General features: G+C 61.1%; 18 protein-coding genes. 2 read left to right on the top strand and 16 right to left on the bottom strand.

Annotated elements, in window-relative coordinates:
* Positions 1–569 precede the first annotated feature (569 nt).
* Together KY459_13510 and KY459_13505 are read left to right on the top strand one after the other, a co-directional pair.
* Positions 570–1,070 carry an SgcJ/EcaC family oxidoreductase gene (locus KY459_13510; GenBank protein MBW3565732.1) on the top strand — a complete coding sequence of 167 codons (501 nt, stop codon included), beginning with the start codon at positions 570–572 and terminating at the stop codon, positions 1,068–1,070.
* A gap of 3 nt (positions 1,071–1,073) precedes the next feature.
* The gene (locus KY459_13505) at positions 1,074–2,417 is read left to right on the top strand and encodes a DUF3327 domain-containing protein (GenBank protein MBW3565731.1); all 1,344 of its coding nucleotides are present in this window, start codon (positions 1,074–1,076) and stop codon (positions 2,415–2,417) included.
* Positions 2,418–2,737: 320 nt separating this feature from the next.
* Here the strand turns inward: KY459_13505 and KY459_13500 are convergent, their stop codons facing one another.
* From KY459_13500 to KY459_13425, 16 genes are all read right to left on the bottom strand, one after another.
* Positions 2,738–3,430: a zinc-binding dehydrogenase gene (locus KY459_13500; protein MBW3565730.1), complete on the bottom strand. Its 693-nt coding sequence runs from the start codon at positions 3,428–3,430 to the stop codon at positions 2,738–2,740.
* Positions 3,431–4,038: 608 nt separating this feature from the next.
* Entirely contained in the window at positions 4,039–4,350 is a 312-nt protein-coding gene (locus KY459_13495; protein MBW3565729.1) for a cupin domain-containing protein, read from the bottom strand.
* 270 nt (positions 4,351–4,620) lie between these two features.
* On the bottom strand, positions 4,621–4,848 hold the full coding sequence (locus KY459_13490; GenBank protein ID MBW3565728.1) for an acyl carrier protein: 228 nt from the start codon (positions 4,846–4,848) through the stop codon (positions 4,621–4,623).
* A complete protein-coding gene (locus KY459_13485; GenBank protein MBW3565727.1) occupies positions 4,841–5,422 on the bottom strand; it encodes a ferritin-like domain-containing protein in 582 nt (193 codons plus the stop codon). The genes KY459_13490 and KY459_13485 overlap by 8 nt, the downstream gene beginning before the upstream one ends.
* Positions 5,409–6,464 carry an SDR family oxidoreductase gene (locus KY459_13480; GenBank protein ID MBW3565726.1) on the bottom strand — a complete coding sequence of 352 codons (1,056 nt, stop codon included), beginning with the start codon at positions 6,462–6,464 and terminating at the stop codon, positions 5,409–5,411. Before KY459_13480 ends, KY459_13485 begins: the two co-directional genes overlap by 14 nt.
* The gene (locus KY459_13475; GenBank protein MBW3565725.1) at positions 6,457–7,338 is read right to left on the bottom strand and encodes a hypothetical protein; all 882 of its coding nucleotides are present in this window, start codon (positions 7,336–7,338) and stop codon (positions 6,457–6,459) included. The genes KY459_13480 and KY459_13475 overlap by 8 nt, the downstream gene beginning before the upstream one ends.
* Entirely contained in the window at positions 7,331–7,543 is a 213-nt protein-coding gene (locus tag KY459_13470; protein ID MBW3565724.1) for a hypothetical protein, read from the bottom strand. The genes KY459_13475 and KY459_13470 overlap by 8 nt, the downstream gene beginning before the upstream one ends.
* 29 nt (positions 7,544–7,572) lie before the next feature.
* On the bottom strand, positions 7,573–8,448 hold the full coding sequence (locus KY459_13465) for a diiron oxygenase (GenBank protein MBW3565723.1): 876 nt from the start codon (positions 8,446–8,448) through the stop codon (positions 7,573–7,575).
* On the bottom strand, positions 8,445–9,395 hold the full coding sequence (locus KY459_13460) for a hypothetical protein (protein MBW3565722.1): 951 nt from the start codon (positions 9,393–9,395) through the stop codon (positions 8,445–8,447). The genes KY459_13465 and KY459_13460 overlap by 4 nt, the downstream gene beginning before the upstream one ends.
* Positions 9,392–9,958 carry an isoprenylcysteine carboxylmethyltransferase family protein gene (locus tag KY459_13455; protein ID MBW3565721.1) on the bottom strand — a complete coding sequence of 189 codons (567 nt, stop codon included), beginning with the start codon at positions 9,956–9,958 and terminating at the stop codon, positions 9,392–9,394. The genes KY459_13460 and KY459_13455 overlap by 4 nt, the downstream gene beginning before the upstream one ends.
* The gene (locus KY459_13450; GenBank protein MBW3565720.1) at positions 9,958–11,526 is read right to left on the bottom strand and encodes an AMP-binding protein; all 1,569 of its coding nucleotides are present in this window, start codon (positions 11,524–11,526) and stop codon (positions 9,958–9,960) included. The genes KY459_13455 and KY459_13450 overlap by 1 nt, the downstream gene beginning before the upstream one ends.
* Positions 11,527–11,682: 156 nt before the next feature.
* Positions 11,683–12,588 (bottom strand): DUF4105 domain-containing protein, encoded by a 906-nt coding sequence (locus tag KY459_13445; GenBank protein ID MBW3565719.1) that lies wholly within the window; start codon positions 12,586–12,588, stop codon positions 11,683–11,685.
* A 118-nt stretch (positions 12,589–12,706) separates the two neighbouring features.
* A complete protein-coding gene (locus KY459_13440; GenBank protein ID MBW3565718.1) occupies positions 12,707–12,910 on the bottom strand; it encodes a hypothetical protein in 204 nt (67 codons plus the stop codon).
* 10 nt (positions 12,911–12,920) lie between these two features.
* Entirely contained in the window at positions 12,921–13,349 is a 429-nt protein-coding gene (locus tag KY459_13435) for a hypothetical protein (protein ID MBW3565717.1), read from the bottom strand.
* Positions 13,350–13,714: 365 nt separating this feature from the next.
* Positions 13,715–14,077 (bottom strand): hypothetical protein, encoded by a 363-nt coding sequence (locus tag KY459_13430; GenBank protein MBW3565716.1) that lies wholly within the window; start codon positions 14,075–14,077, stop codon positions 13,715–13,717.
* A complete protein-coding gene (locus tag KY459_13425; GenBank protein MBW3565715.1) occupies positions 14,074–26,583 on the bottom strand; it encodes a DUF2235 domain-containing protein in 12,510 nt (4,169 codons plus the stop codon). The genes KY459_13430 and KY459_13425 overlap by 4 nt, the downstream gene beginning before the upstream one ends.
* Positions 26,584–26,622 lie beyond the last annotated feature (39 nt).

Below are 26,622 nucleotides of genomic sequence, written 5' to 3'. Positions count from 1 at the left end.
ACCCTCCACGCGCATGCCCCACCCCTTCCGCCGCCCGAGGTTCTCATCCGACAGCCGTTCTGAATCGCCCCGCCACGGTCGAGGTGCGCCTGACCCGCACATCCTCGCCGCCGTGTTGAGTCGCACGGCCGTCTCGACACCACTTTTCGGCGCTCTCACGAGCAACAAGCGACAATTCTGGACCCGGATCGGTTCCCGTGAAGCACCTCGACGGTCACATTCGCGCGACTAAACCGAATGACGAAGGTCTGACCCTCTATGCCGAGCTGAGACCGCACCAGGTCGACGGGGTGACTCGTGAGCCCGTTGCAAATGGATCAAAGTCAGGGTCTGCTGGCCCAGAGTAGTCTACGTGTCGTAGACACAACCAAAAGAAAGACCTGGCACCATCTCACGGAGTTTTTGCCGATCGATGGGAACGGATCCGTGGAGCGTTAAGTTAGAATTCTGGCTTTGACCCTGACTTCAGTTCGGGCTCGAGGATCCGCTCGATCAAAGATATCCGTGGAAACCACTCAGCAGCGTATACTCCGGGGATCCGAACAAGCGAAGGGAACTGGAGGTCGCGTATGGGAATTCGGGTCTTCGGGAGGATTCAGCTCACTGCATCGCTGTTTCTCCTGTTTTCTACGGCCGTTGTTCTGGCCTCCGATCAAAAAAACGATGAAGAAAGCATCCTCGAGATTCTCGATCGCTTCGAAGAGGCGTTCGAGAAACGGGACGCGAAACTATACGCGGGCAATTTCTCGGAGGACGCGGTGTGGGAGAATGCATTCGGAGGACGGGAGGAGGGTCGGGCGAATATCGAAGCGCGGCTCGCCGGCGTCTACCGCATGTTTCAGCAGGCCGATCAGGAGATCATCGAGCGGCGGGTCCGGTTCATCGGCGAGGACGTCGCCGTGGCCGTACTGATCAAGGATATCCACGGGCAGCGTAGCGCGAAGAGCGAGGTCGAGCTCCCGCCCCGGAGAGTGCGAAATACGAGTGTCCTTCGAAAGCAGGACGGCGAGTGGAAAGTTGTGTATTTCGAGGCGGCGGACATCCGGACGGATCGTCTGCCGGCAAGGTGAATCGTGCGCAGCGCCGCCACGTTAACCATCGCCGTCGCGGTCCTCTGCCTGTCTGCGACACATTCCGTCTCCGCGGCAGAATCGTCACGCCTGACGAGTCCTCGCCTCATCCGGCTCGCGGCCGGGATCGAGCACGATCCTCACGCGCTCGAGAAATTCTGGACCGAGCTTCGACGGAGCGGGACTCCGCTGATCGAGCCCGCGGACTCGTCCTCGGAGCGCTATGTCACCTTCCTCTGGAAAGACGACGGGCAGACCCGCAACGTGGCGATCTTCTCCGGCGTGACGATGATGTGGGGATTCACCGCCGCGGATCTCGACGAGCACCAGATGAGGCGTCTCGACGGAACCGACGTCTGGTACCGGACCTACCGGTTTCCGAGTGACACGCGATTCGTGTATTACCTCTCGCCGAACGATTCACTCGTCCCCGCGACCGAGATCGAGAGCTATCAGCAGTGGGAGCAGCGCTCGTCGACCTGGCAATCCGATCCTCTCAATCCGAAGCGAGAGGTCCGTCCCCACGCGGATCGCGACTGGGTAGTCTCGATCGCCGAGCTTCCCGATGCGCCGCCCAAACCGTGGGAGACATTCACCTCGGACGGAGAAGGAGATGTGGAAGAGCAAACACTCGAGAGCGAGGTCCTGGACTCGAAACGGCGGTTCTGGGTCTATCGTCCTCCCGCGTATGACGAGAACGCGGCGCATCACCCCCTGCTCATCGTCTTCGACGGCACTCCGACGTCGTTCGCCCGAAGTCCCGGCTCTCTGAAACAGATCATCGAGTACCTGCACGCGAAGCGAGTCATCGAGTCACCGGTGGTCGTCTCCATCGAGCAGAGAGATCGGACCGAGGAGCTGAGCTGCTCGGACGCCTGGAACGAATTTCTTGTGACCGAACTCGTCCCGTGGCTCCGGAGCCGTTACTCTGTGGCGTCCGATCCGGCGCGTGTAGTCGTCGCCGGCGGCAGCCTGGGCGGACTCGCCGCTCTCTGCGCTGCGCTGAATCATCCGGACGTCTTCGGCAACGTCCTTTCCACTTCCGGGTTCGTCTCGTGGAAGAGCGACACCGACTACGGCCGGATCATGCGGCAGTACGCTTCGGCGCCGAAGCTGCCGATCCGTTTCTATCTCGATGTCGGAACCTTCGAGCGCGACATCGACGCACTGCTGTATGCGAACCGTCACCTACGTGACGTCCTGGTGGCGAAGGGATACGAAGTTCGCTACCTTGAGTTCAGCGGCGGACACGACAGCACCCACACGGCGATCGGTTTGGCCGAGGGGCTGCAGACGCTGCTGCCTCGCGTGATCTCGAAGGAAGCGATGGAGAGCGGAGAGAACTGAACCGACGCAAATCTCATCTCTACAGGAAACTACGACCAAACTAGAATCCCGTAAATCATCAATGTGCTGCATCAGGGGCGTAAGATAATCGTGAGCTCGTCCCGTCGCCCGGCCACGATGGCCGATGCGTAATGGGGGGTCACACCTTCGTTCCTCGCCACGGTATCTCATGAGCCGTACGTTTGATCGATTGAAATGTGCATCTATACTCACCAGGCGTACCTTGCGATCTGACTCAGAATCTCCCGGTCCGACTCGGCGCGGAGGCGGGGTCGCGGCCCTCGAGCTGCGTCAACTTTCGGAGATCGTAGAACCTGCGCTTACGGGTTGAGGATCAGCTTGCCGACGGTTGCTCGATTCTCCAGGAGCTCATGAGCTCGATGAGCTTCCGTCAGCGGAAACCGGTCGTGGATGATCGGCTCGATGCGTTCCGCTACCAGATGTTCCAGGAGCACGCCGACGGAGTGGGCAGCGAGCTCGGGGTACGGCTCCGCGACGCTGTAGGTCAGGTGGAAGGTGTGCAGGCCGATTCCTTTGATGAAATGCGCTCCGAGGTGCTCGAGCAGGTCTTCGGGAGGCATCCCGCCGGAGTAGCCGAACCAGACCAGCTGTCCGAGGGGAGCGAGCATGTCGAAATTCCGATGGAACTGCGTCCCCGCCACCGAGTCGAGGATCGCATCGACTCCCCTCCCGCCGGTCACCTTACGGACCTCTTCGACGAGATCGGGACGATCGTAGGTAAACACATGCTCGAGGCCCAGGTCTCGAAGCCGCTGTACCTTTTCATCGCTGCTGGTCAGGCCGATGATCTCGATCCCCGCGATCTTCGCGAGCTGGATCGTCGCGGTTCCGACTCCTCCCGCGGCGGCGTAGAGCAGGACGACGCCTCCGCTCTTTACGCGGCCCATCGTATGGAGGAGATGGTGCGCGGTGAGATAGGTGACGAGAAATGATGCGCCCGTGTCGAAGTCGATCTCGGGTGGAAGCGGAATCGCCGCGACGGCCGGAATCACGACTTTCTCTGCATAGCAGGGGAGTCCCATGAAGGCCACATGCGGAAATTTGGGGTCACACCTTCGTTCTTCGATTCCTCGCACATTTTCGGGCTCAAAAGCATTCTACTCCTCGTGGAAAGATGTCACGAAAGTTGCCATTCCGAGGGAGAAAAGCAATCACTTCGGGCAACGGTTGGACTTTTTCCTTTCACCGAGGGATGGTTTCTCCATGGCTCGGCCGCTCAGACTCGAACATCGTGGTGCTCTCTGGCACGTCACCTCCCGCGGCAACAACCGCGAGATTGATCTTCCACGATGATGACGACCGCGAAGGCACTGGGGTCAGGTCTTCGTTTTTCGGTTTTCGAGCTCACCTGGATGGCTTTCATTATACCGTTTTGAAGGTGTTCGGGTCTGGTGTGCGCCGACACTGCTTTCCGACCGGCGAGATGATTTGCGACGATCTGAAGACACAGTCGGCCAGGTGACGGCGATCCGGTTTCGGTTGTTCAGGAGGTTCCGGCGAAGCCGGACGTCGTTACGGCGACCAGTAGCTCGTCAGCGTTGGGTGATAGCCGGCGACCGGGTGGATCTCCAGCCGCATCTCGGGGCCTCGCGGCGCCTGCTTATCTGTTAGGCGGCCATCCCAGTGTCAATACGAACGTGCGGTCGGTCTCAGCATACACGTCGTGTGAAAGACCAGCGCCCAGCACCAGGAGCTGGCCGGCTGGCACGTCCACAACCCGCTCGGGGAGTTGCACGCGGATGTGCCCGGACAGGGTCTGGACCGACGCGGTTACGTGGGTGTGGTGTTCAGAGATCGTCTTGCCGGCCTCGAGCGCGACGATCACGAGACGCAGGTCAGGCGATTGGATGAGGGTTCGGGCAGTCTGTCCCTCGCGAACGTACGGCTCCTCTGCCCGGAGCGCCTGAGCGATGCTGTCGAGGTTGAATGTAACTCCGTGATCCGGTGGTACTGGCTTTTCCATGAAGATTCCTCCCGTCCTGAAACCGAAAGGCAACGACATGCCCCTTCTTCCGCTTTCGATTCTCAGTCCTGAAAACGAAAAGCAAAGACATGACCCCATCTCCGCCCTATCGGTCATGGATGCCAGCCGAAGTACACGCCGAAGGCATAGCTATAGGCGGCACAAACGTCATCAGGCTTCAGCCCAGCGGAGTAGTTCCTAGAGTAGGCCGAGTCTGCTTCAACCCGATTCCTTTGCGCGGGATTCGAATACGTCCTCGAGGTCTCCGACCGTCTTCACCTCGGCGAGATCTTCCTGAAAGATCCGGACGCCCAGCTCTTCCTGAAGCCGTACGATGATGTCGACGAGCGCGAACGAGTCGACCCCCAGCTCGTCGATCGGTCTCTTCCGCTCGATCTCCTCGCTCCTGCCGATCGCCTTCGCCAGACGCTGTCTGAACTCACTCACTGCCACTCCTCCTTCGCCTCCGGTTCTGCATCAGCTCTTCGAGACGCTCCTCGTGCTCCCTCAGCACACTCTCGTACACGTCACGATCGGCCTCTCGAAACCGTTCGAGCGTCTGCTTCACCCTCTCTTCGCCGTACTCCGGCTTCAATGCCCCGAGCGCTTTCGACACCCATTCGATGTGCCACTTCTCGTCCTCCATGATCAGATCGAACGTCTCGCGAACCTCCGGGCGGATGTTCGGTGCAGCGCGATGCAACCCGTACTGCCCGATCACACGTTTCTCGAAGATCAGCGTGATCGCGAGAATCTCCATCAGATTCACAGGGAGTCCAGCTGCCACCAGATAGCGTTCCTGGTAGGTCTCGTCGAGCCGTAACGGCTCCGTACCGAGCTTCTCGAGACAGGAGGTCCAGTACCAGGCATGAAGCCCTTCGTCGGAGAAGTGCTTCGTCATGTCATGCTGCACCGGCCCTGGAGGGAGCGATTTGGCGAGCCTTCCGAAAAAGAGTGAGCCGTTGATCTCCGAGGTTCTGTAAAAACTGAGGATCCAGCGTTCGTTCTCAGACAGCGACATTGGCAACTCCGAATCTGCTTCTGACCAGACTGCGACAGACGTTTGCGACGAGCTCCCGCTCATCGTGCGGTACTCCATCGCCCGCCACCCGCCGCGCGTTCTCATTCGAGAACTCTTTGACGCTGAAGAGCTCCCGTGCGAAAGGAGCCACACTCCCGACTGCCTGCCCCAGGATCCCTCCGCTGAAACCCGACACCTGTTCCACCATCAGGTCGAAAGAGTCCGCATCGGTGTAAAGCGGTCTGAGAGCCCGCCGGCTTCGAAACTTCTCATCCTCCTCGAAAGTCTCGAAGACGATGTCGAGAAACTCGTCGAGGGTCAGCGACTCGTCCTTCCGATGACAGACGTGATAGATCTGTCGAAGGTCTCCTGCTTCCATCACTGAGACGAGAACGTCAGTCACGAAATCCGCCGTCACGAAGTAGAGGGGGACCTCCGGCTTGCCCGGGACGAGCGAGAGGAGTCCGTAATACAGCAGCTTCAGCGTGTTGTGGACGGCGTTCTCCTGAGCCACCGCACCGCCCTGGTCGTCTGCGATTACCGTCGCGATTCGTTCGATCCGCCACGGCAGGTCGTCGTACTCATGAATCAGAAGATTCTCCGCCTGGTTTTTCGACCGCTCGTACTCATTCGCGAAGCCCGAATCCCCGGCGGCTGGCCTCTCCGTCAGTCTGCCTCCCTCGAGACCGAAGGCGTAGACAGTGCTGAGCAGATCGAACGACTCGAGATTCGGGCATCTTCGCGCGAAGTCGAAGAGCTTTCGCGCACCTTCGACATTGACCTCCCGGGCCGTGTCGGGGTCGACGTTGAATCGCGTAACCGCTGCGGCATGAATGATCCTGGTTATCCCGTTCGGATCGACTTCGCGGAACGGCTGATCGTCGGTCATGTCGCCACTTGCGAGTGTAGCTCGATCGCCTTCGAAACCGTCGAGTGACCTGCCCCACAGGACCAGCTCGTCCTCGCTGCGGGTCCGGAGGCTCTCGACCAGGCGCCGACCGAGATACCCCGACGCACCGGTGATCAGGGTCATCTCACTCACCGGGCCACCCGATCTCGTCGAAGCGAGGCCACTCCTCGGAATTCTCGCCGTACTGCTCGATCAGCACGCGAAGCCACCGCTCGAGACCGAAAGCGACGCAGCCGGACTCGACCGACTTCCCATCGCGGGTGATGTCGAACGCATCGCCAAAGTGATGGCGGTGGTAGTTCGTCGATCCGATGGCGAGGCCGTCGCACACCATTTCGCGCTTCACCGGATCCACCTTCTGCATGAGAGCCTGCGGATTCTTCGGGTCGAAGAACGGATCGGTAGCGGTCTTCCACTCGATCTCGAGCGCGAGCTCCCGGAAGAGCCGGTCGAGGCTCTCGGTGCAGAACGCGATGAATTCTCTGACCTCCTCACCCGATCCGAGGCATACGATCTCGCGCATCGCGAATGACCATTGCCGCTCGAGGGGGACGAACTCGCGTTCGCGTCGATGGCACTGAGCGCGAACAGTGTAGATCGCCCTGCCACTCAGCTCAGTCTCCTGCAGGCTGAAATAGAGTGGATAGCATGCCGCCGGTGTCAAAATCTCCCTGACCGGCGCCAGCTCCGTGAGTTTGAGCGCGCCGTCGTGCACGACGTCTCCGGCGGTGAACGCCTGCAGGTTCTCCTCGCTGGCCTCGAGACCGACCGCTGCGGTAAAGAGCTGCGGAAACGCCTCGAAGTAGGCGATCCGGTCCAGCTGCTCGACACTCACCAGCGGTGGGAAGCTCACACGCGCTGCTCCCAGCTCGTCGGCGAATCTCAGGAACAGCGCGTCGAGCACATCGAGCTGCCGCAGCAGCCCGCCCGAGAGTGCACTCTGCCCGCCCGGCAGCCACTGGAGTCCCGGGACTTCGCTCGGCTGAAGTTTCCGAAGCTCAGACATCGGCGAAAAACCTCTGCATGATCACGTCGATACTCTGAAACGCACCAGGGCCGAGCTCGTCGATCTCGACCGGCCTTCCCCGAAGTTCCTCGATGAAGAGCAGCAGGTCCGGCACCTGCACCGAGGTGAGAATCCCCTCTTCGATCAGCGGAGTCGAGTCGCTCAGATTTTCCTTGCCGACCGACCCCCGGCCGTTCTTCGCCATCCACTCCCTCAACTGAGCCCGCGGGTCGTTCACAGCGACGGTCGCTCCCGGATCAGCTCGAGTTTGAGAAGGTAGTCGACCGGGCCCTTCGAGATCGTCTGCCTCAGCTCGCGCGGCGCCTCGTCGTCCTCGAGCAGCCTCTTCGGCAACTCGTCGGCTTCCACGATTGCGGCGTCACGGTAGATGTCGCGGTTGTAGTACTCCCTCCAGACCACCCTGAAGTAGCCTCGCACGTATTCGTCGATCCCGATGAGCGTCTCTTCCGGCCACTCGTCTCTGAAGGCATCGACGAGCTCCGCGAGAACGCGACGACCGAATATCAGATGTCGTGATTCGTCGGCATGGTGGATCCGGTTGATCTCGCGTGCCGTTTCATTCAGCCTCTCATCGACCGCCATCTTCCTGTTGAAGTAGTCGACGATCTCCTCGAAGATCATCACTCGCGTGAAGAAAAGCACATGTTCCTCTCCCTTTGCGTACTTCCGCGGGAAACTGACCTTGCGATCGGGGTAGATCGTGCCGGCATAGTTGACACAGAACGTCCCGAAGATCCACATGTGTTTGTTCTCTTCGTCGAGGAAATGGTGGAGATACTCCGCGACGTCGCGCAGCTCCGGGTTGTAAAGCCTGTTCGCGAGGCCTTCCATCAGCATCCGCTCACCATGGATGTTCAGGCTGTAAAAGTTGACCGCCTCATAGAAGCTGAGTCTCTTTCGTTGCTTCTCGTCGAGACCCTCCCACGGTTCGGTACCGTACAGAGAGATCAGCTCCGGGCTCGTGAACCACTCCTCACCAACGCGAACGGACGCGGGGAAGTCGATCGACTCCTGCGGTTCGTAGAACGCCGCCCTCGATTTTTCCGAGAGAGACTCGACAGTATCTTTCAGCTTTTCGCTCGCTCTCATACCTTCTCCAGCAGGAGAGTTTGCCAGTTCAGACCGAAGCCCGCCATCACGAGCAACAGCCGATCTCCGCTCTCGATCCGTCCGGAGCGATCCAGCTCCGCAAGATTCACCAGGTTGTCGGAGCTGATGATGTGACCGATATCTCCGATGGTATCGAGAAAGATCCGCTCCTCGTCGATCTTCAGAAGCCTGGCGAGGATCGTCCAGGCGCTCCTGTTCGTATTCTGCGGCACGATCCAGGCGAGGTCATCGACATCGAGCTCAGCCTTGCGGAGCGTCTCTCCGATGATCGAGTGCACGTGATTGAAGTAGAGGCCGACCGTCTCGTCGTCAGACGCCTGGGCGAGCGCGCCGTTAGTGACTGCGTGAGATGCGACCACTCGGAATCCGATCTTCTCGGTCGAGACCACACACGCTGCCGCTCCGTCAGAGATCAGGTTGTACGCCTGTTCATAGGTCGCGCCGGCGGGAAAGCGGTCGGCTGTCACGCAGAGCACCTTCGTCGTCTCCTCCTCGGCGACGATCAACGCGCGCGCCAGCCTCACCGACCCGAGAAGACTCGTGCACGCCTGCTGTGTCAGTCCGATGACTGCGGCATCGTGCAGCCCGAGCTCAGCCTGCAGATGGCTCGCGGGAAAATCCATCAGATGCTTCACGTCGCCGCTACGTTCGAACTCGTCGGGATCCCCCAGGTTGGCGTTGTTCGGCAGACAAGTGGAGTAGATGATCGCGCCGGTTCCTTCGAGCGTTCCGTCGAGATCGCGCACCGCTTTCAAGCCGAGGTCGTACGCGGTCTCGCTCTCGGCACATATGCTGTGGCGAGCAAAACCCGCCTTGCGGATCACTGCAGCATCCGAGGTGAGCTTCCCGGTCGCCGCGGTCTGTTCCACGTCGCACGACTCGCTGCCGAGCGCATAGCCGATACGGTTGAGATATGCCTCTGTCATTCCCGTCCCATCCTCGGAAGAAATCGTCCGGTGCGCTGCATGTAGCTTCGATACTCCTCTCCGAGCTCAGAGGCGGCGAGCCGCTTTTCCTCCCTCGCGGCGGTGGCGTTCAGAATCACCAGCCCGTACACGAGTGTCAGCAATGTCAGAAGGTGAGGTGCGTGCAGAACCGCCGACAGCAGCGCGAGCAGGAACGCCGTGTAGAAAGGATGGCGCACATATTTGTACGCGCCGAACGTGACGATCTGTTGCGGCGCGTCGTCCTTCTGGTGCCAGAGCGCCAGCGGGATGCGGTTGCTCCCGATCGTGAGAGCAATCAAGGCGATCGAAGCGGCATTCAGGATGATTCCCGCGAGGGAGAGCCAGCGCGCCCACTCGAGCTCGATCACGAACAAGGGCATCAGATCGAAAAAGATGAGAACCGCCGTCAGCGGGGAGATGAAAAGTGGCAGCGCGGTTGCCCACCACATCGGGGCGAGCGATCCCTTCTTGAAGAAGATCCGCGGCAATGCCCCGATAAAAAGAAAGTTCAGACATAGAAGAAGAAGTGTCTCTGCAGTCATCACCCGACCTCCTGCTTCAGGCGAGCGCTCACCAGTTTTCCGGCGGCCCACTCCTTCAGCTCATGCCGTCTCACCTTCATTGTGCGTGTGCGAGGCAGAGGACCATCATGCAGCAGTACGTGCTTCGGTCTGCGAAAGCCTCTCAGTTGCCGGGCGAGCTCTCGGACCGACGGCTCGACCCGCGAGAGCTCCGAGTCCTCACGAAGAACGATGACCGCGCAAATCTCCTCTCCTCGCTCCAACGGAACTCCCACCACGCAGATCTCCTCGACTTCCTCGCACGCACCCAGGACCGCCTCGACGTCGCCGGGGTGCACCTTCTGTCCGTCCGGAAGAACGATCAGGTCTTTGATCCTTCCGGTAATGAAGAGAAATCCGTCCTCGACTCTGCCCTGATCACCAGAGTGGAGCCAACCCTCCCTGTCGAGCACTTCCCGGGTCAGTTCCGGCTCTCCCAGATACCCTCTCATGACCTGGGGGCCGCGAATCAACACTTCGTCCTGTTCAGCGATTCGCAGCTCCGTTCCGGGCAACGGGGGTCCCACGCTTCCGATCCTGTTCTGCCGCGGCCCATTGACCGCGACTACCGGGCCCGCCTCCGTCATTCCATAGCCCTGATAGAGCGGAACCCCGAGCCGCTCGTAGAACTCGATGGTCTCCGTGTCGAGATTGGAACCACCACAGATCAGCCGGCGAACCTGACCTCCCGCCATTCTGTGCAGTCTCGGAAAGAGAAGTCGTCGAAGAGAGCGCAGGGGAACGAATCTCGCGACTGCGTGGGAGACACGGTTGGGTAAGGCTGCTTCGATCGCCTTTCGAACAGTCGAGTAGAGAGCAGGAACACCGACCATGGTCGTCACTCTACGGTCGCGCATCGAGTCGGCGAGCTCCGCCGGGAGAAGAGATCCCGCGTACACCACCTCGCCTCCCGAGTACAGAGGGGCGATCAAACCGCACGTCAGCACGAGGAGATGCGTCAACGGCAGGACCGATACGAAAACATCGCGATCGAGATTGTGGATCTCGGTGAGCGATCTCGCCTCATAGAGAAGGCTCGACTGCTCGATCATCACTCCCTTCGGACGTCCAGTGGTTCCCGATGTGTAGGCGATGACTCCGAGACCCTCGCGATCCTCGCGCGACGGGTGCAGAGCGGCAGGTCCCGATTCTCGCGGCTCGTCGATCGGGACGGAGCGCGAGGGGAGTGCCTCTGCAAGCTCCCGCACCCGTTTGGTAAAAAGGATCGCCGATGGCCTGCAATGTCCGAGGGTCGTGTCGAGCTCGTGCCGTGGGGCTCGTGGGTCCAGTGGAACCGGCGTCGCTCCCGCACGCAGCGCCGCAAAATAGCCCGTCGCCCACCATGGGCCTGACTCGGCGAGCAGCCCGACGCGGTCGCCGGGCTTTACCTCGAGATCGATCAGGTGTGAGCTGAGGATCCGAATCTCATCGAAGAACCTGGCGTAGCTCCACTCCTGCCACGCACCGTCGCGCCAGATCGAGAACACCGTGCGGTCCGGCACCATATCGGCGAAGTGCTCGACAATACCGACGAGCGAGTCTGAGCTCATACTGTGACGACCTCCTGAATCCGGGGGCGCGGGAAGACCGGGTCGAACCGACCGGCTGGTCAGCCGCGCTCACAAAGATCAGACGAATGGAACGATTGGAACGTGTCGAGTATACCTCGGCTGAGCCTCTCAGACCGACGCCACAGCGCACATCTTTCATCGCAGCCGTGCCGCGGGCAGGTGCTCCCGGATCCGCACGGAAAAGTCTTCCGCTCCGGCGTGCTCGCCCGCCGGCTCGTTGATTCGGAAGCGAGCACGCAACTCGTCCGGCGGCAGCTCCGTGTCGATGAGACCGAGCTGTCGTGCGAGCCGGTCAGAGTACCCGGGAAAGATAACGCCGGCCCGGAGAGGGATACGGTCAGGGGCGACGAGGTTGACGTGATCCACGAGATTGGTGGTGCAGGCGTTTGTGATCGTGTTGTAGAACTCCGGATTGGCCGCAAGCTGGTTCGCCCGACGAACCATCTCGAGAAACATCCGCTGCGCCCGTCTCCTGGTCGTACGGACTGGATAGAGGTACACGTCGTTGTTTCTGTGATTTGCCCGGAGCCCAATCAGGTCTCGCTCGTCACCGACGACGTACATCAGCTCGTACTGTCGCCACAGTCCTTTGAGTGGCGAGTAGGCTTCACCTTTTTCCTTCCGTATCTCGACCGAGAAGGCGACATATTTTTGGTCCTCGAAACCGAAGCTGACGAAGGTGTGCGCCAGTCCCCGCCAGGAGCCGAACGGTTCGACGACGAACCAGACGTTTTCGAGCTCGCGAAGGTCGAAGGTGGCATCGTACCAGGCGGGCTCGAAGTCGGTCTCGCTCCGGTATCGAAAATTGCGGATATTGCGGATCGTCACGAGCGGCTCATCGATCTCGGCCGTGGCCAGTCGGGACTGATCGATCGTCCAGTCGCGGTCGTTGGACGGGTGGACGATGAGGCCGTGGACCGCCCACGCCACGATGATGAGGAGGATAGGCGCAGTCCCCAGAGCCAGCCATCGAACCCACGCCGGGCGACGGCTCGGCGTCAAGACTCGGTCACGGATCTCGCCATCTTCCCATCTGGTCATCGGATTTCAGGATAGCCCAACACAGTTCGGAACGGACTCGACGTCCGGGTCGACCAGAGCGAGTCAGAAACTCGCGGTGGCAGAGGCGAGATGCGATCCACTTCCGTACTATTAAGCTTCAACCTCCTGTAAACGCATAGACAATGAAGAGTGACCAGACCAATTCCATCGCCGCCAGAAGCAAGATCACGAACAGAATCATCAGAAGTTGCAGATGCCGATCGTGACGTATTCCAGAGTGCCAACTCTTAATAATCTGGTTCAGCACGGCCAGATCAAGAATCAAAACGACGACGAGCGCGACTACAAGGAGAATATCCAACGGTGTCGATTCAGATGCCGTCGTCGATCAGAAGTTGATTGAACATCACCTCCCCGAAGTCGTGCCACATCTTCGGCCACTCTCTCGTTGGCGCTTCGAACATGAAGATGTACAGCGTATTCGTTTCGGGATTGCCGACGAGCAGGATATGCATCGTCGTGATTCCGTCGTCGAGCTGCAGCACCGATCCGACGAACGGGTCCTGACTCGCGTCACTGAACTTCAGAATCGTTCCCGATCTCGCATACCCCCTGATGATTTCCTGGATCGCCTTCTTCACTGATTTACCCTTGAGATGACGCTTTACATTCACCGTCATTCCCACCAGGAACGCACCCTCGGAGTCGATGTTCTCGCGACTCGCAAAGTATCCAAGGGTGTCGCCCTTCGTCGAGCTCTTGAAATGCCAACCATCCGGTACGAGATAGGCACCTTTCACCTCCTCGGCGCGTTCCCATCGAAACCCGTCGGGGGGGGTGGCAGCTCGGTATCCGCACCGACATTCAGCGCAAACACAAATAGCAGACAGCTGAAGGAAGGTCGACGCATATTTACTCCGTGCCTTTTCAGAGCCGCGTTTTGCGGCAATCACATTGTGAGATCAGACCGAATTATCTCACAGCATCGAGAATGCCTCGGAAGGATAAGGTTAGCTTCGGAGAAGAAGAACCTGCTTCGAGAATGCCTCGGAAGGATAAGGTTAGCTTCGGAGAAGAAGAACCTGCTTCCTTTTTATTACAGTCCTTCCGCTAAGATTTCGATTCGGGTCCTGGTCGGAACTCTCCGCGCCGAAGTACCAGCATGTCACCTGATCCCCCAGCGCGCCGTGGGAGTATTCTGGTCACGGATCTCGATGATCAGATCGCTTTCCCGTGTGCGCTCGCCCTCGATCGAGACCGTTTGCTTCCGCGACTTGCCACCCTCGTTTTTCCACTCGACGGTCAACTCCTCCGGAACTGGTTTGTATACCAGGCCGTGGTTTGAAGAAACACCCGGGTCAATCCAGCCGGTCTTCCGGTGATACTCGCCATACCAAACCGATACTTCTATGACCGTTCTCTCTCCCGCGTTGTATATGGATACAGCATAGTCGTCGCGACATCCCGTGCTCATCAGCAGCCCAATTAAAACAAGGCCAGCGGTCACGGATTTCTCAAGTCGTTTCATCGACGGTACCGTCGACCCTGATAGTAAATGACGCGATCATTGCGTTGCCTCAGGAAGTTGTAGGTTCGAGTCAGAAACGACGACTCATCGTGCTGGATGAACGGATCGGCTCGCTGATCGTCGGGACTCAACGGGCCCATTCGAATGCCCGCGTTGACCGCCTCGTCCCACATCCATCGCAAAGCCACCTGAGCGAGCTCATCGTTGTCCTCATACCCACCACCGACATCCGAATGTGATCCCCTGAAGCCTTTCTCGATCACGTAAGATGGCCCGGTTCCTTGTAGATCCAACATCGATGTCAGAGGGAAAAGCCGACGTCGTTCATCCAGAGATACCGCGTGACGAATGGCGCGAACATTGGTTGGTCGACTCAGATCGTAGCCCATATCGGTCGCATTCCCCGGAAGACCAAAAGATCCTACAACATCAAAAATGCCGAGGAAACGCACCGTGGGATAGACCTTACTGTAGGTCGTTACTGTAACGGTCTCTCCACGTTCCAATTGAATCTGCTTCTCATGAGACCGGGAGTAGATCGGTATTCCACGTTCCGCAATCATGTTGGCGAAGGCGACCGCGAGGGCCCCACCTCTGCTGAAACCAAAGATGTCGATCGTTCGATCATCCGTTTCGTTGAACTGCTTGACGAGCTCCTCATAAGCCGCCTCGAGACGGAGGCGCCCACCGAGACCGTAAAGGCCACCGTTACCAAGCGTGTACCAATCGGACCCTACGCCCTCGTAGTACCACCTATTTCCTCCTCGATAAACGGCCTCTAGCTTCGCTACGTTGGTCGGGTTGACCATTTTCGCTCGATCGTTTCCCGTTCCGTCGAAGAAGTAGCCCGCGAGGCCCGTCGGGTCGGAGCAGTTAATCGGGTCGCCAGCGCAGAAGGCGTAGAGGTTGGAGGAGTCCTGGTAGCCGAGGGGGTCGGGTGAGAGGAAGGTGCCGGTATCGGGGTCGTACCAGCGGGCGCGGAGGTAATTCAGCTCGGTGAGCGGCTCCTGCCACGGATGAGCATGGAAGGGCGCTGCGACGATCAATGACGATGGATCGCCGGTCGTCCCGGTCGAGGCGAAGACGTGAAGACCTTCGACGTCGTACGGAACGAGCTCGCCTTCGGCGTCCGCCCCGAGAGACGAGAGCCACGATGAAAGGGACGCCAGCGTCGCACGGTGCTCCACGGGGAGAGAGCCGCTGGACGCCATTCCTGCCTTCCCGAGAAGTGGTCCCGGGACGGGAAGCACGCTCGTGCCGCCCCACTGGGCAGCACGAAGCTGATCAGTTGCAGCGACCGAGATTGCGCTCGCATCCACTGAGAGCTCCGACCACTGCGCGGATGTCAGCGACCAGCGGACCGTCCAGGGATCGTCGAGAAGGGGTGTGACGCTGCTCGACGTGAGTACACTTCCCTCGGCATCGAGCGAGACGAGCCGGGTTCCCGAGGCGATCGTCGCGGCGTCGAGGATTTCGGTCGAACGAAGCTCGAGCTCCATCGAGCTGAGCGCGCCGGTCGAGTCGGTCGTCGCACTGATCGAGATCCGGTCGATCGCCGGTCCGGGGATCCCGAAGCTCTCTTCGCCGTAGGCTCCGTTCGACGAAGCGCGCGAAACGATCTCGCCCGACTCGTTCAACACCGCCTGGAGCTGACCGCCACCGATCTCATCGTAGACGGGATAGAGGCGAAGCGTTGGTTCTCCCGTTCGAGCGATCGAGACCTCGACGGGGTCGTCGTAGCTCAGTCCGCCGTGGACGATCTGACGAACGAGCCCTCCGTTCGCGTCGATCGCGGGGTTCGCAGAGGCACCCGCCCGATAGATCGCAACGATCGTATCGGTGACCGGATCCCAGACGAATGTCGTCTCGGCAGGGAGACCGTCCGACTCGAGGACATCGTTGCGATCCTCGATCTTCCAGTCTGTGTCGAGCGGCTCTGTGCCAGCCGAGAGGAGGTTCGCGTACCCGGCCCGCCGGCCGACGAGGCGATCGGCTCCGTAGATGTAGAGAACGCGGCGGATCGAGATCGACTGCGGAGTCACGATCTCACGTGCTTCGATCAGGCGCCCCTGCGCGTCGAAGGTATAGGCGAACCGGCCGTCCGACTGACGCTCCGCCCCGTTCCAGTTGAAGTCGAAAGTCTCATTCCCCTTCGTCAGAGCGTCGATCTTGTGACCCGCCTCCTCGGCAAAATCGAGCGACGGCGGATCGAGCGGATCGTCCTGGGGTCGTGCCAGGGCTTCACGGAAGTCCGCCGGGTCGAGAACCTCATCACTCACGACGTTGTCGACTCGCCGCGCCATCAGCACGGCCTGCAAACGACTCCTGTCGTCGTAGTCGTACAGGTTGTGGCGGGTCTCGCCGGAGATCCCGATCAGGAGCTGATCCGCGACCTGGATACCGTCGTATTCGAGCAGACTTCCCGCGAAGGGCTGACCGCCGTTGGCCGAGACCCGGAAGCCATCGATCTGGCCCGTGGTCTCGTCGTAGTCGTAGTTTCGCTCTATCACCGCACCCGAAGGGGTCTGGATCATTCTCGAGTTGGGCCGCCCGGCGTTACGAAAGCTCGTGCTCATCAGCGTGGATGAGGTGCCGTCGCTCAGAGCTCGTGTCAGTATTTCGAGGTTACCCATCGGGTCGTATGAGGCCGTCAACGATTCCGTCCAGGTACCCGCCGCTGCGAAGCCGTTGTAGCTCGGCATCGTCCAGGAAGAGCGTTCCCCATGCACGTTCCACTGGTGTGTCTGTTCGTAACGGTCGATGAGCTCGGGTGCCGAGCCGGTTCCCGAGCCGTTCGCAAAACGCTCCTGGGCAGTGTGCGTCGGATTGCCGTCGAGATCGTAGTCGAGGAAGAGAACCGCGGCCCCGGGTGTCGCCCAGCGGCTCAGTCGTCCGTCGAGCCCGTATTCGATCTTTTCCACGACCCCCTGGCCTTCGACCGAGATCGTCACGAGACGACCAGCGTCGTCGAAAGTGTAGGACCGGAGTCGTCCCTGTCTGTCGGTGTACGTGCTGAGCTGGCGTCCCTTCCAGGTGAAAGCTTCGGAAGTGCCATCGGCGTACGTTCGGATCAGCGGTCGCCCGATGAGGTCGGTCTGTGTGGAGGTGACCTCAGAGGTCTGATCCCGATAGGCGATCTGAGCGCCCACGGAATCATACGAGTAATCGATCGTGCTCTGATCGGGAAGAACCTCTCTCGTCAAAGATCCGCGACTGTCTCGTTCGTACCGAAACTCGCCGCGGTCCGGCATCCTTTGTTGGACAAGCTGCCCCGCCTCGTTATATTTCCACGCTGATTCCAGAGAACCGATCGAGTGATTCGTCAGTCGTGAAGCGCTGTCGAAGGCAAGAGTGGAGTCGTACGTGGCGGCACCGAGCTCTCCGATCTCGACGACCGACGGGAGGTAGCCCTGATGACCAGTGACCGTCGATGACACGAATGATTCGGAGACTCCCGTAGATGCGGATCCGGCACCCGCATTGGTGCTGGTTACGCGTCCCGCGTGATCGAATCGAGTGGCCGCTGCTCGCCCGGATACGTCGACACCCGACGTCCGACCCGCGCCATCCCAGGCGAGCGAGAGGTCGCGGGCCTGAGTCTCGTCGACCGCCGCGGACAGCCCGTCGAGTCGACCGCTCGTCGTGTAATCGAAGCTCTGGTCGGAGATCAGCTCGCCATCGGCACCGAAGGTGCGAATTCGCCTCGGACTTCCGAGGGCGGTCCACTCGGTATCGACACGCGTACCGTCCGGGTTCAGCTGCCTGATCCGGCGACCGTGAAAATCAAACGCGCTGGATGAATACTTGTGCCCATCGAAGTAATAGCTCAGATTGCCGGCAATGTCGTACCCCATCTCATCGACGAGGTTTCCAATGCTGAGCTCGCCAGTAGTGGTCGTGACCGACTCCATTCGTCCGAGCCCATCGAGGGTCTCGGTACGGACCGAGCCCGAGGGCAGCGTAGTCGCGATGGTGCGATTCTGGAGGTCGTATGCAACCGTCGTTGTGATCTCATTATCGATTCCAGCCACTTCGATGTGGTTAGTACGTCGCTCGATCAGGCGGCCCATTTTGTCGTGAACGAAGTGAGTCGACACGGTGTCGGTCCCCTGTCTCCGCTCATGCCTGCGGAGTCGCCCGGCTGAATCGTAGTACCACTTCTCGCTGGTGCCGGGTTCGCCGGAGACCTCGACCGCCACGATCCGATCCCACTGATCGAAGCGCGTCGTGGTGACGATGCCCCGCGGATCGGTCTCCACGACCGTGTTCGCATCGGGATATTCAACTTTGGTCTCGAGGCCACCGTCGTCGACCTTGCTGACTGCACCCCTCTCCCACAGCTTCCCGTTGAAACCGTGACGATCGAGAGCTATCTGAGCACCCGCGCCACCCTCGACGGTTCCACCCGTCGACGTTACTGATGTGACTGCTCCCTTGTCGTTTAGCGAGGCCTGAGAAACGACAGAATTGTTGGTCGCCACGGGGCTCTTGTTCGCACGATTGGCCTCCGGGCGCTCTACGGTGAACGACTGCACCGTGTCGCTCCAGGAGACCGATTGAACGTGAGCGTAGCAATCACCGCAGTCAGGAAGCTGATCCTGATAGTTGATCTGTCTGGTTATCTCGGCCGCTGCGACCGATTCCGAGGAGAGGCTCGATCCACTCGCGCTCGTCGTAACTGGCCGGGACGCGACTGAGTAGGCGAGGGCGCCTTTGATCGACGCCGCGTCCTTTCGCGAGATCTCCGTCTCCCCCACTCCCTGCAGAAGAGTCCTGCTCAGATATCCGCCCTCCATCTCGAGCTCGTAGATCCGGTCAACGTTCGTATACGACGCAGGGCCTAAGGGAGGTAGCTGACCGAATGACCCGGTAACCGTTCGTATCCCCTTTTCGGTCAACGAGGCCAGGTGCGCTCGAGCTCCAGGGGCCTCTGATGCGATCGTGTACGCCCGAGTCTGCCCCAGTGCATCGGTGACGTTCACCAGACTGTCGGACTGATAGTCGATATTCACCTTTTCGTTTGTCGCCCAGGTCTCCATCCACATCTTCTCGCCTGCCCAGGAGAACTGGGCTCGGGGCTGGGCGATCCCGGGCTCGAAGAACTCGGTCAGGTTGGAGCCATATCCCAGATATCCGGCCAGACCACTCGTCGGCGCCACATAGCCATACCGCAGCTCGGGGCGAATACCGTCGATGTTCTCCACGACGGGCAGGTTGACACTGGCGAGACGCCCCAGCGCGTCATACCCGAATCGGACCTCCCGGTTGCGCCAGTCAGTAACCGTGAGGAGTCGCCCTCCGAAGTTATCAGCCCAGGCAAGACTGCTGGGACGTCCGAGCGAATCGATCACGCGGGCAAGTCGACCGTTGGTATCGTAGAGATAGGAGATGACGTTTCCGGAACCAGGTGCAGCAGGTTCGTAAGAATCGTCCGATTCCGAGATGAGGCGCCCATAGCCATCGAAGCGGAGCAGACGGCGTTTCACGTCGCGGAGCATCCAGCCGTCGGCCGTTCGTGCAAGCGCGAGAGGGAGACCCTCAGGAGCGATCCATCCACTGGCCGTTCTCCTGAACAGCCACTGTCCGCCAGCACCGTCGCGATACTCGACATTGCCGTCGGGGAGAGGTCGGAGTCGCCGGAAGAGCGATGAATCCCAGCCGCTGCCGAGCGGGGAATGACCGATCGTCGCTGATCGGTAGGTGCGGTCGACCAAGACGTTCCAGTCGTTGTACCCACCCGCGTCGAGGTCGAGCGAGCCGAGCTCGAGCTCACCCGAATGGAGATAGATCGTACCCTCCGTCAGCCCCGTCGCCACGGGAGGATTGTTCGGATGAACCAGGACATCCGTGGGGCGGACGGTGTCGACGGGGGTCGAGGGGAAGCGGCGGTCGAGGCGGCCGTCGGCAAGCCAGCCGTATGCGCTCGTCGGATCGAGATCGGGGCGAATCATGACCGTCCAGCCGCTGACGAGAAGCTCGGGCGCCGTCGCGTCACCCTTCAGATGATCGGGGCGATCGCAATTGCTGCAACCCGCGGCTTCTTTGTCGTCCGACGTCGTTCCGCTCGGCCAGCTCCAGTCGATTGATGCGCGCGGATCGGCTAAGGGGACGACCCACCCGGATACGAACCGGTTGAACATCCGCTGGTGCCGCAGAGATCCGGCCATCCCCGCGGGAATGTCACGATGCAGAGGGAGAGGCTGCCCGTCGATCGTTCGAAGATGCGCAGGGGGGAGCGGCGATGCCGTCTGGGGAGCCACGGCGCCCGGCACACGCTCACTCTCGACCGCGACCGAGAACGTGCCCGTCGCATCGATGTCTCCGGGAAGTGTCATCGCGACACGGAAAGCCGAAGCCGAGGCGGTCGGCCCCGTCATGGCGCTCTCGAGAGCCGCAGGGAGCGGAACTCCCAATGGAAGGATTGCACCGAGAGTCCCGAGGCCATCCCCGAGGTCGATGAGCACGTCGAGCTTCGGATCGAGCACGGCCGAGACGTCCGTTTCGGTACCCTGAAGTTTGCTCGTGTAAAGGATCCCGGTCTCCGGATCGAGCACGGGCGCGAGGGTTCCGTTCGCCAGCGGCTGCTCAGAGCGCCAGATGACGCGATGATCCGCGCGCGGAAACTCGGCCATGATGGCGTCGGAGGCGGATGGGAAGAGTATCGAAGGATCGCGATACTGACCAATCTCGGTCCATCGCTCGTCGACCCTCGAGAGATCGACGAGATGAACGTAACCCTCTCCGTCGACGACTACCGCGAGATCGCGCTCCGGAACGGACCGCACAGCGAAGACACCCGCGGGGAGCCAGATGACGTCGACCAGCTTGTCGCCGATGTGCAAACCAGGAATTCCGAACGAGGGCTGCAGGTAACCGCTGCCACCTGCTTCGATCACGAGAAGACCGAGGTCGCCCGCGGCCGCGAGGAGATAGTCACGGCTCGCGTCGGATCCTGCAATACTGCCCCGAACTCCCGGAGAAGCTCCTTCCGAGGGTGGAGCGACCGGTCTGTTATCGATCGCTGGAATCATCCACGAGATGACGTCACTGCCTGAGAGCCGCTGCACGGGTGGCTGCACCGCGAACCGTAGCTCGTAGGTGGCTCGAAGCGCATCCAGCCGGCGAAGCGACGCAGGTTTAGCCTCCTCGGTGAAATCTCCCTTCAAGAGAAACCCGATGCCTCTCTCGAGGGTCGTCTGGGTGGCCAGGGCTTCCTCGGTTACCGGAAGAGCGAAATCGAGGATCCCTTCTCGCACATTCAGGCCGTACCCATCGACGCCTGCCGCCCGCGGGATCGCGCTCACATCGGAGTTGAAACGAAGGTCGCTGACCGTGTTCTGAATCGGCGGGTCATTCTCGCCCGTCGATACCGAAAGAATCTCTCGTGGCCGCGTCCAGTCGGCAGGGGCGGTGACGTCCGCATCATTCGACTCCATGGCGTTGAGGTCGTAGACGCCGATGCCGTGACCGAAGAGCGAGACGACTGCCCAGGCACGAAGATTTTTGGTGATGCGCAGCTGGTCGCCCTCCTTCGCGACAACTCCCGTGAAGGCCGCGGGCGAATCGATGTACGCATCCGCCGACCAGCGCCCTCCACGTGTGACGTTCTCGACGGTGATGCGCTGAACGAGATAGGGATGATCGTCTCCGCCAGCTCCCTGGAGAATCTCGGAGCCGGAGAGCTCATACCACTTATCGTCCAGAGGGGAGGCGGACCATCCTGAAGGGAGGGTCGCCGTGTCGAAAATCAGCGGATCGGCATCCTGTGTCACCACGAACAGCTTTCGCGGCACGGCCACAGGTAACGTGGCCGAGGTAGCGGAGAGCGAGTCAGCGGAAGGACTCCAGGAGATGAGAGTGCTCGACCGATGCCCGAGAACTTCATTCGTTCCGGTGGAAGCTTCGACCAGCTCCTCGAAGTCCCAGGAACGAAGCGAACCGAACGTATCGCCGATTACCGTTCCGAAGATCCTGCCGTGAGCGTCCCTGGCCAGACCCCATGCGTCTCCTGAGACCACGATCCGACCCCGAGGATTCAAGCCATCAATGGTGGCGGGATCGGTCGTCTCGAAAGCGAGGATCCCCGCGTCGCGAGCGCTCATCAGAAGGATGTTGTCGATCAACAGTGACTCTCGAATCGCGCCCTCGCTCAACTCGAAGGCTCCGAGAGTGCCTCCCACTTCGCGCACATTGAAGGGAAGATAGAGGTCCTGAGTGAGCCCGGCAGAGAGATTACCCTCCTCATCCTTTCGCTGGCCGATTTTCAGCCCACTGACGGCGCCAACGAGATTCGGCTGGAGGACGAGGTAGTAACCCGTCCCCGCTCTCAGTCTCGCGAGAGGCTCGGCCGTGATTCTGCGCCCGCTGGAGTCGATCCGGAATCGAACCGACGACGAGACGTCTTCTCCATCCGCGTAAACCTTCAGCCGGTTCCTGAGAAATGCGTCCACCGCAACCGGATCGGCAGAATCACCCGCTTCGATCGCCTGATCGAAAACGACGCTGATCAGCGCATCGTCAGATACTCCATGTTTCCAGCTGACCAGACCGAGACGATCCCCGACACCAACCTTCACAGAGAGACCGCCGTCAATTTTCGAGTCTCGTTTGCCCGTCGTGAAGTTGACGAGAGTGAGGTCATCATCCTCGATCCCGGTTGCTGGCAACGCGAGTGACGCAATGCCTTTGTCGATCTGCAGCTCGAACTTCCCGAGAGAGCCGGTGACCTGGTCGATCGCCTCGATTTCTGTCTGATCGATCGAGAACGGCGTGCCGAAGAGCGGGAAGGGGCCGGTTCCGGGTGTATCCGGAGGATCGAGGACGAAGGGCGTTCCCGGGTCGGTCGGCGTCAGCGGGTCATACAACTTCTCGAACGACTTCAGAGCCGTCTGAGTGTTCACTCCAATAACGGTGAAGGGCTGTCCGGTCACCATCGGAAAAGCGACGACGCCGTCGTTCTGATCGACGTAGAGAGAGTCGACGTAGAGGGAGCGGAACTGGTCGAAATGGAGCTCGAGCGCATCTGAAGAGATGCTCGTCGTTGCCCATCCGATCGTCGTTCCGGGAATCGAGATGTCGATGACGGTGTAGCGGGCTTTGTCGCGGACACCCATCAGGAGGTCTTTGACGGTGGCGGCCTGAGTCGTGACGGGAGCGGTGGGTTGCAGGCTGGAAGCCTGCGAACCGGCCGGCGAGACGCCGGCGCTCCGAACGGCGGTCGAAGCGGCAGAACCGGAGACGAGAGCGGAGGTGGTGTCAGCCAGATCCGTGCGGAACTGATTGCCGTCGATGCGGAGGGTGTCGACGATCATGACACGCGGGCCGCGGGTCGATTCGCCGAGACGCCCGAGGAGCCACTGGCGGTCGGCCGGTGCGTCGCTCGGAACAGGAATGGAGATCTGTAACTTCTCGCGGGCGACGCACGAAGGAGCCAGGAGCGGGGAGCCAGGAGCCACGGAGGGCGAGCTCGCTTCGCTGATCGTGCAGTCGAGGTCGAGATCGATTGCGGTCGCGAAGGTGAGCTCCTCGCTGAAGGAGGGGACGTCCGCGAAGGGAGCGGATGTCTCGGGCGTCACCGTGACGAGGGTCGGCTGGTCGAAGGCGCCGGCAGGAACGGTCACAGTGATGCCATCATCGGTCGTGAAGGTCGTCTGAGTGGCCGCGGGAGCGACGAAACCGGAGCCGTCGGGGAGGGCAAACGGTGTCAGCGGTACGATGGCGATCAGGTTGCCGATGTCATTCGTGACGTAAAGCTGGAGCTGGTCCGTGACGGCGACGACGTCACAGGGTGGGGGCGAGCGACGAGCGTCGAGTGGCGAGCTGCAATCGCCGAGGGCGATCGTGAAGGAGCCATCGGTCGCAGCAGTGGCCTGGTACTGGGTGGCGAAGTCTCGGCCGCGACGGACAACGAGCGCCTGTGCGCCGGCCGGGAGCGCGCCGGCGAGACCGTTCACCGTCGACCGGCCACTATCATCAGGGATCGTGATGCGGATCTTCGACGCATCGATCTCGGTCGAGGTGATCTGCTCGAGGGTCGTGAAGAAGGACGTGAAGGTCGCGCCGAGCGGTGCTCCGTTCGCGCCGCGGATAGAGGGAGAGACCGCAATCGCGTAGCGGGTTGCAGGGGCTAGCGAGGGCCGATCCGCGGTGATCGCCAGCGACCAGGTGATGCCGGAGGGGTCAGCGCTGATCGTTCCGGCAACGATCTCTCCAATGAGCGTATCGGTGAGGACGAGCGTACTCCCGGTTACCGAGGTCGTGTCGATGCCGGGAGAGAAATCGACGCGGACATTCGTCGTGAGCGAAACGCCGGTCGCCCCATCGGGGGGAGAAACCGAGGTCACGACGGGTGGTTGCGGGGCGAGTGTGATCGCGTAGACAGGAACGATTTCGTCAGGCGCCGGAGAGACCGCGTGCGTGTAGAGCGCTCCATCGCCGGAGGCGCGCGAACGGGGCCGAAGCGCGAACGGCGCAGCCGGCTCCGCGACGACGGGGAGGGCGAAGAGAGCGTTCGGCGTCAGCGAGCTCACTCCGAGCGGGGCTGAAAGCTCGGAGGCGAGCGAGAGGACCTGAGCGTCGGTGACGGGACGGCCCGCGCCGTTCTCGACACGGCCCCAGGCCCAGGCAACCGGTTGCTCGGCTACGAGAATGAGGTAGCGCCCCTCAGTCGTGATACCGGAGATCGGGAGGCCCAGCGTTGGATCTTCGACGAGGGTCGTGAGCCGGGTAGTCACTCCTCCACTCGTCGTCAGCTGTTCGGTTCGCGTCGCGAGCTCGTAGATGCGGCCGAAAGGGGAATCGTCCACGATCTTTGCGATGATGACCTGGTCGGTCTCCGTTGCGTCGGCGACGGAGAATGTCGCGCGCGCGGCTTCCCACAGCTCGACGGAAGTCGTCTGCTCCCCCTCGAGGCCCGAGTCTCCAGACTCCAGTCTCTGCATCTGGAGCTCGAAGCCGCCAGCGATGCGGAAGCCTTCGAGCGTACCGAACGTCGTGATCTCCTCGGTCGTCAATGATCGCGACTCGGCCGAGATCGGCTCGAGCGTCGCTCCCGCCGGAATCTCGATCACGACGTCGCCGTCGCCGGAAACCCTTCCGCCTTCAGGACCGACGACCGTCCCGCGCGCGAGCTCGTACGGATAGGGCTGGAGCCGGATCCGCTCGTATCCGACACTCAGGAAGACTTCCCGGGCTCGCACGCTCGGAGCGAGATGGAACTTCGCCTCGAGCGGCGACCCGTCGAGGTCACGGTAAAGGATGAGATCGGTCTTGAAGGGTGGCTCGGTCACGGTGGAGCCGTCGGCGAGCGTGAGCTCTTCGTCGATCCACGCCTGGACGGGGGTACCGGAGGGGAGGAGCCAGGAGCCAGGAGCCAGGAGCCAGTCGTTTACGCTCACGGTTATAGTCGCGCGCTGGGTTGGGAGGATCTGCCGAGGGTCCAGGTCCATCGAGACTTCGGCCTGGCTCAGAGCCGTTTCAATGTCTTCCGGCCGGTCGACGCCACGTAGTGGAGAGCCACTCGACGGAACCGGGGGTGATGTCAGGTCGGCGGCGTCGTCGGGATAGACGAGAGCGATCGAGAAGGAGCCGGGAGCCAGGAGCCAGGAGTCAGGGATGGTCACGCTAACCTGGCCCGACTCTGAAATGCTCACAACGGCGTCGAGGACGATCCATTCGTCACGGGCGGAGTCGTAGGCAACCGCCGACAGAGTCTGGTTGGCTACAAGTATCTCGTCTGCCGGGACGGAGAAAGAGAGAGTGGAGCCGCTGGTTGAGCCCGCAGTTTGAGCGGCGAGCGGCGAGGCCAGGCTGGAAGCCTGCGGCCCGGCAGGTTGAAAACCTGCGCTACCCATACCGCCGCGAGACGCGCGGCCCTTTTCGCTCGCTACCTCGCCACTGGTCTCGTCTCCATCGCGCGCAACCGCTACGGACGCCGAGACGACCTCTCCGGAGAGACGAACCTCCGCCGACGCGAGAGGCGACCAGCCGAGGGGGAGGAGCCCGGCCAGTGACTGCTGGCCGACGGAGGTGAGGGTGACGGAAGTGCCGGCAGGAGCCGATCCAGCAGGAACCGTGAGGGCGACCGGGAGAGTGACGGGAGTCGCGCCACCGTGCTGGAGCGAGATCGGCTCTCCGTCGACGGCGGTCGCCGTCGGTCCGAGCGGATCGAGAATGACGTCGATCGGTACGACCGACGCGCCGGCGGGAACGATCACCTGGCGCCACGCGGTGGTGTAGCCGGGTGAAGAGATCTCGAGGGTGTGAGCCCCCTCCTGTAGGCGCATCACGTAGCGGCCGCGGGAATCGACCGAGACGGTCGATTGAGAGGCGAGGGATGGAGCGGTCGCTGAGAATTGTGGCTCGGCAGGAGCGTGTCCCTCCCGGATGTCCGAGGATTGGCCCGGTGCAGGGAGGGTGATCGCCAGGAGGAAAAGAAGCACTGGAATCAGGCGTTCTGGCCGATTCCTGGTTTCCGGCTTCCTGGTGGTGGATCTCTCGTTCGTCATGTTCATCTACTCGATCTCGCTATCGTGATCTCTGAAGGT

Source organism: Acidobacteriota bacterium (assembly GCA_019347945.1).
In the GTDB taxonomy this organism is placed as follows: Bacteria; Acidobacteriota; Thermoanaerobaculia; order Gp7-AA8; family JAHWKK01; genus JAHWKK01.
This window is presented reverse-complemented; position numbering and strand designations above follow the sequence as displayed.

Coding starts and splice junctions, on each gene's coding strand:
- KY459_13510 (MBW3565732.1), top strand. CDS start 570: ATGGGAATTCGGGTCTTCGGGAGGATTCAGCTCACTGCATCGCTGTTT.
- KY459_13485 (MBW3565727.1), bottom strand. CDS start 5,422: ATGTCGCTGTCTGAGAACGAACGCTGGATCCTCAGTTTTTACAGAACC.
- KY459_13475 (MBW3565725.1), bottom strand. CDS start 7,338: ATGTCTGAGCTTCGGAAACTTCAGCCGAGCGAAGTCCCGGGACTCCAG.
- KY459_13470 (MBW3565724.1), bottom strand. CDS start 7,543: ATGGCGAAGAACGGCCGGGGGTCGGTCGGCAAGGAAAATCTGAGCGAC.
- KY459_13465 (MBW3565723.1), bottom strand. CDS start 8,448: ATGAGAGCGAGCGAAAAGCTGAAAGATACTGTCGAGTCTCTCTCGGAA.
- KY459_13460 (MBW3565722.1), bottom strand. CDS start 9,395: ATGACAGAGGCATATCTCAACCGTATCGGCTATGCGCTCGGCAGCGAG.
- KY459_13455 (MBW3565721.1), bottom strand. CDS start 9,958: ATGACTGCAGAGACACTTCTTCTTCTATGTCTGAACTTTCTTTTTATC.
- KY459_13450 (MBW3565720.1), bottom strand. CDS start 11,526: ATGAGCTCAGACTCGCTCGTCGGTATTGTCGAGCACTTCGCCGATATG.
- KY459_13445 (MBW3565719.1), bottom strand. CDS start 12,588: ATGACCAGATGGGAAGATGGCGAGATCCGTGACCGAGTCTTGACGCCG.
- KY459_13430 (MBW3565716.1), bottom strand. CDS start 14,077: ATGAAACGACTTGAGAAATCCGTGACCGCTGGCCTTGTTTTAATTGGG.
- KY459_13425 (MBW3565715.1), bottom strand. CDS start 26,583: ATGACGAACGAGAGATCCACCACCAGGAAGCCGGAAACCAGGAATCGG.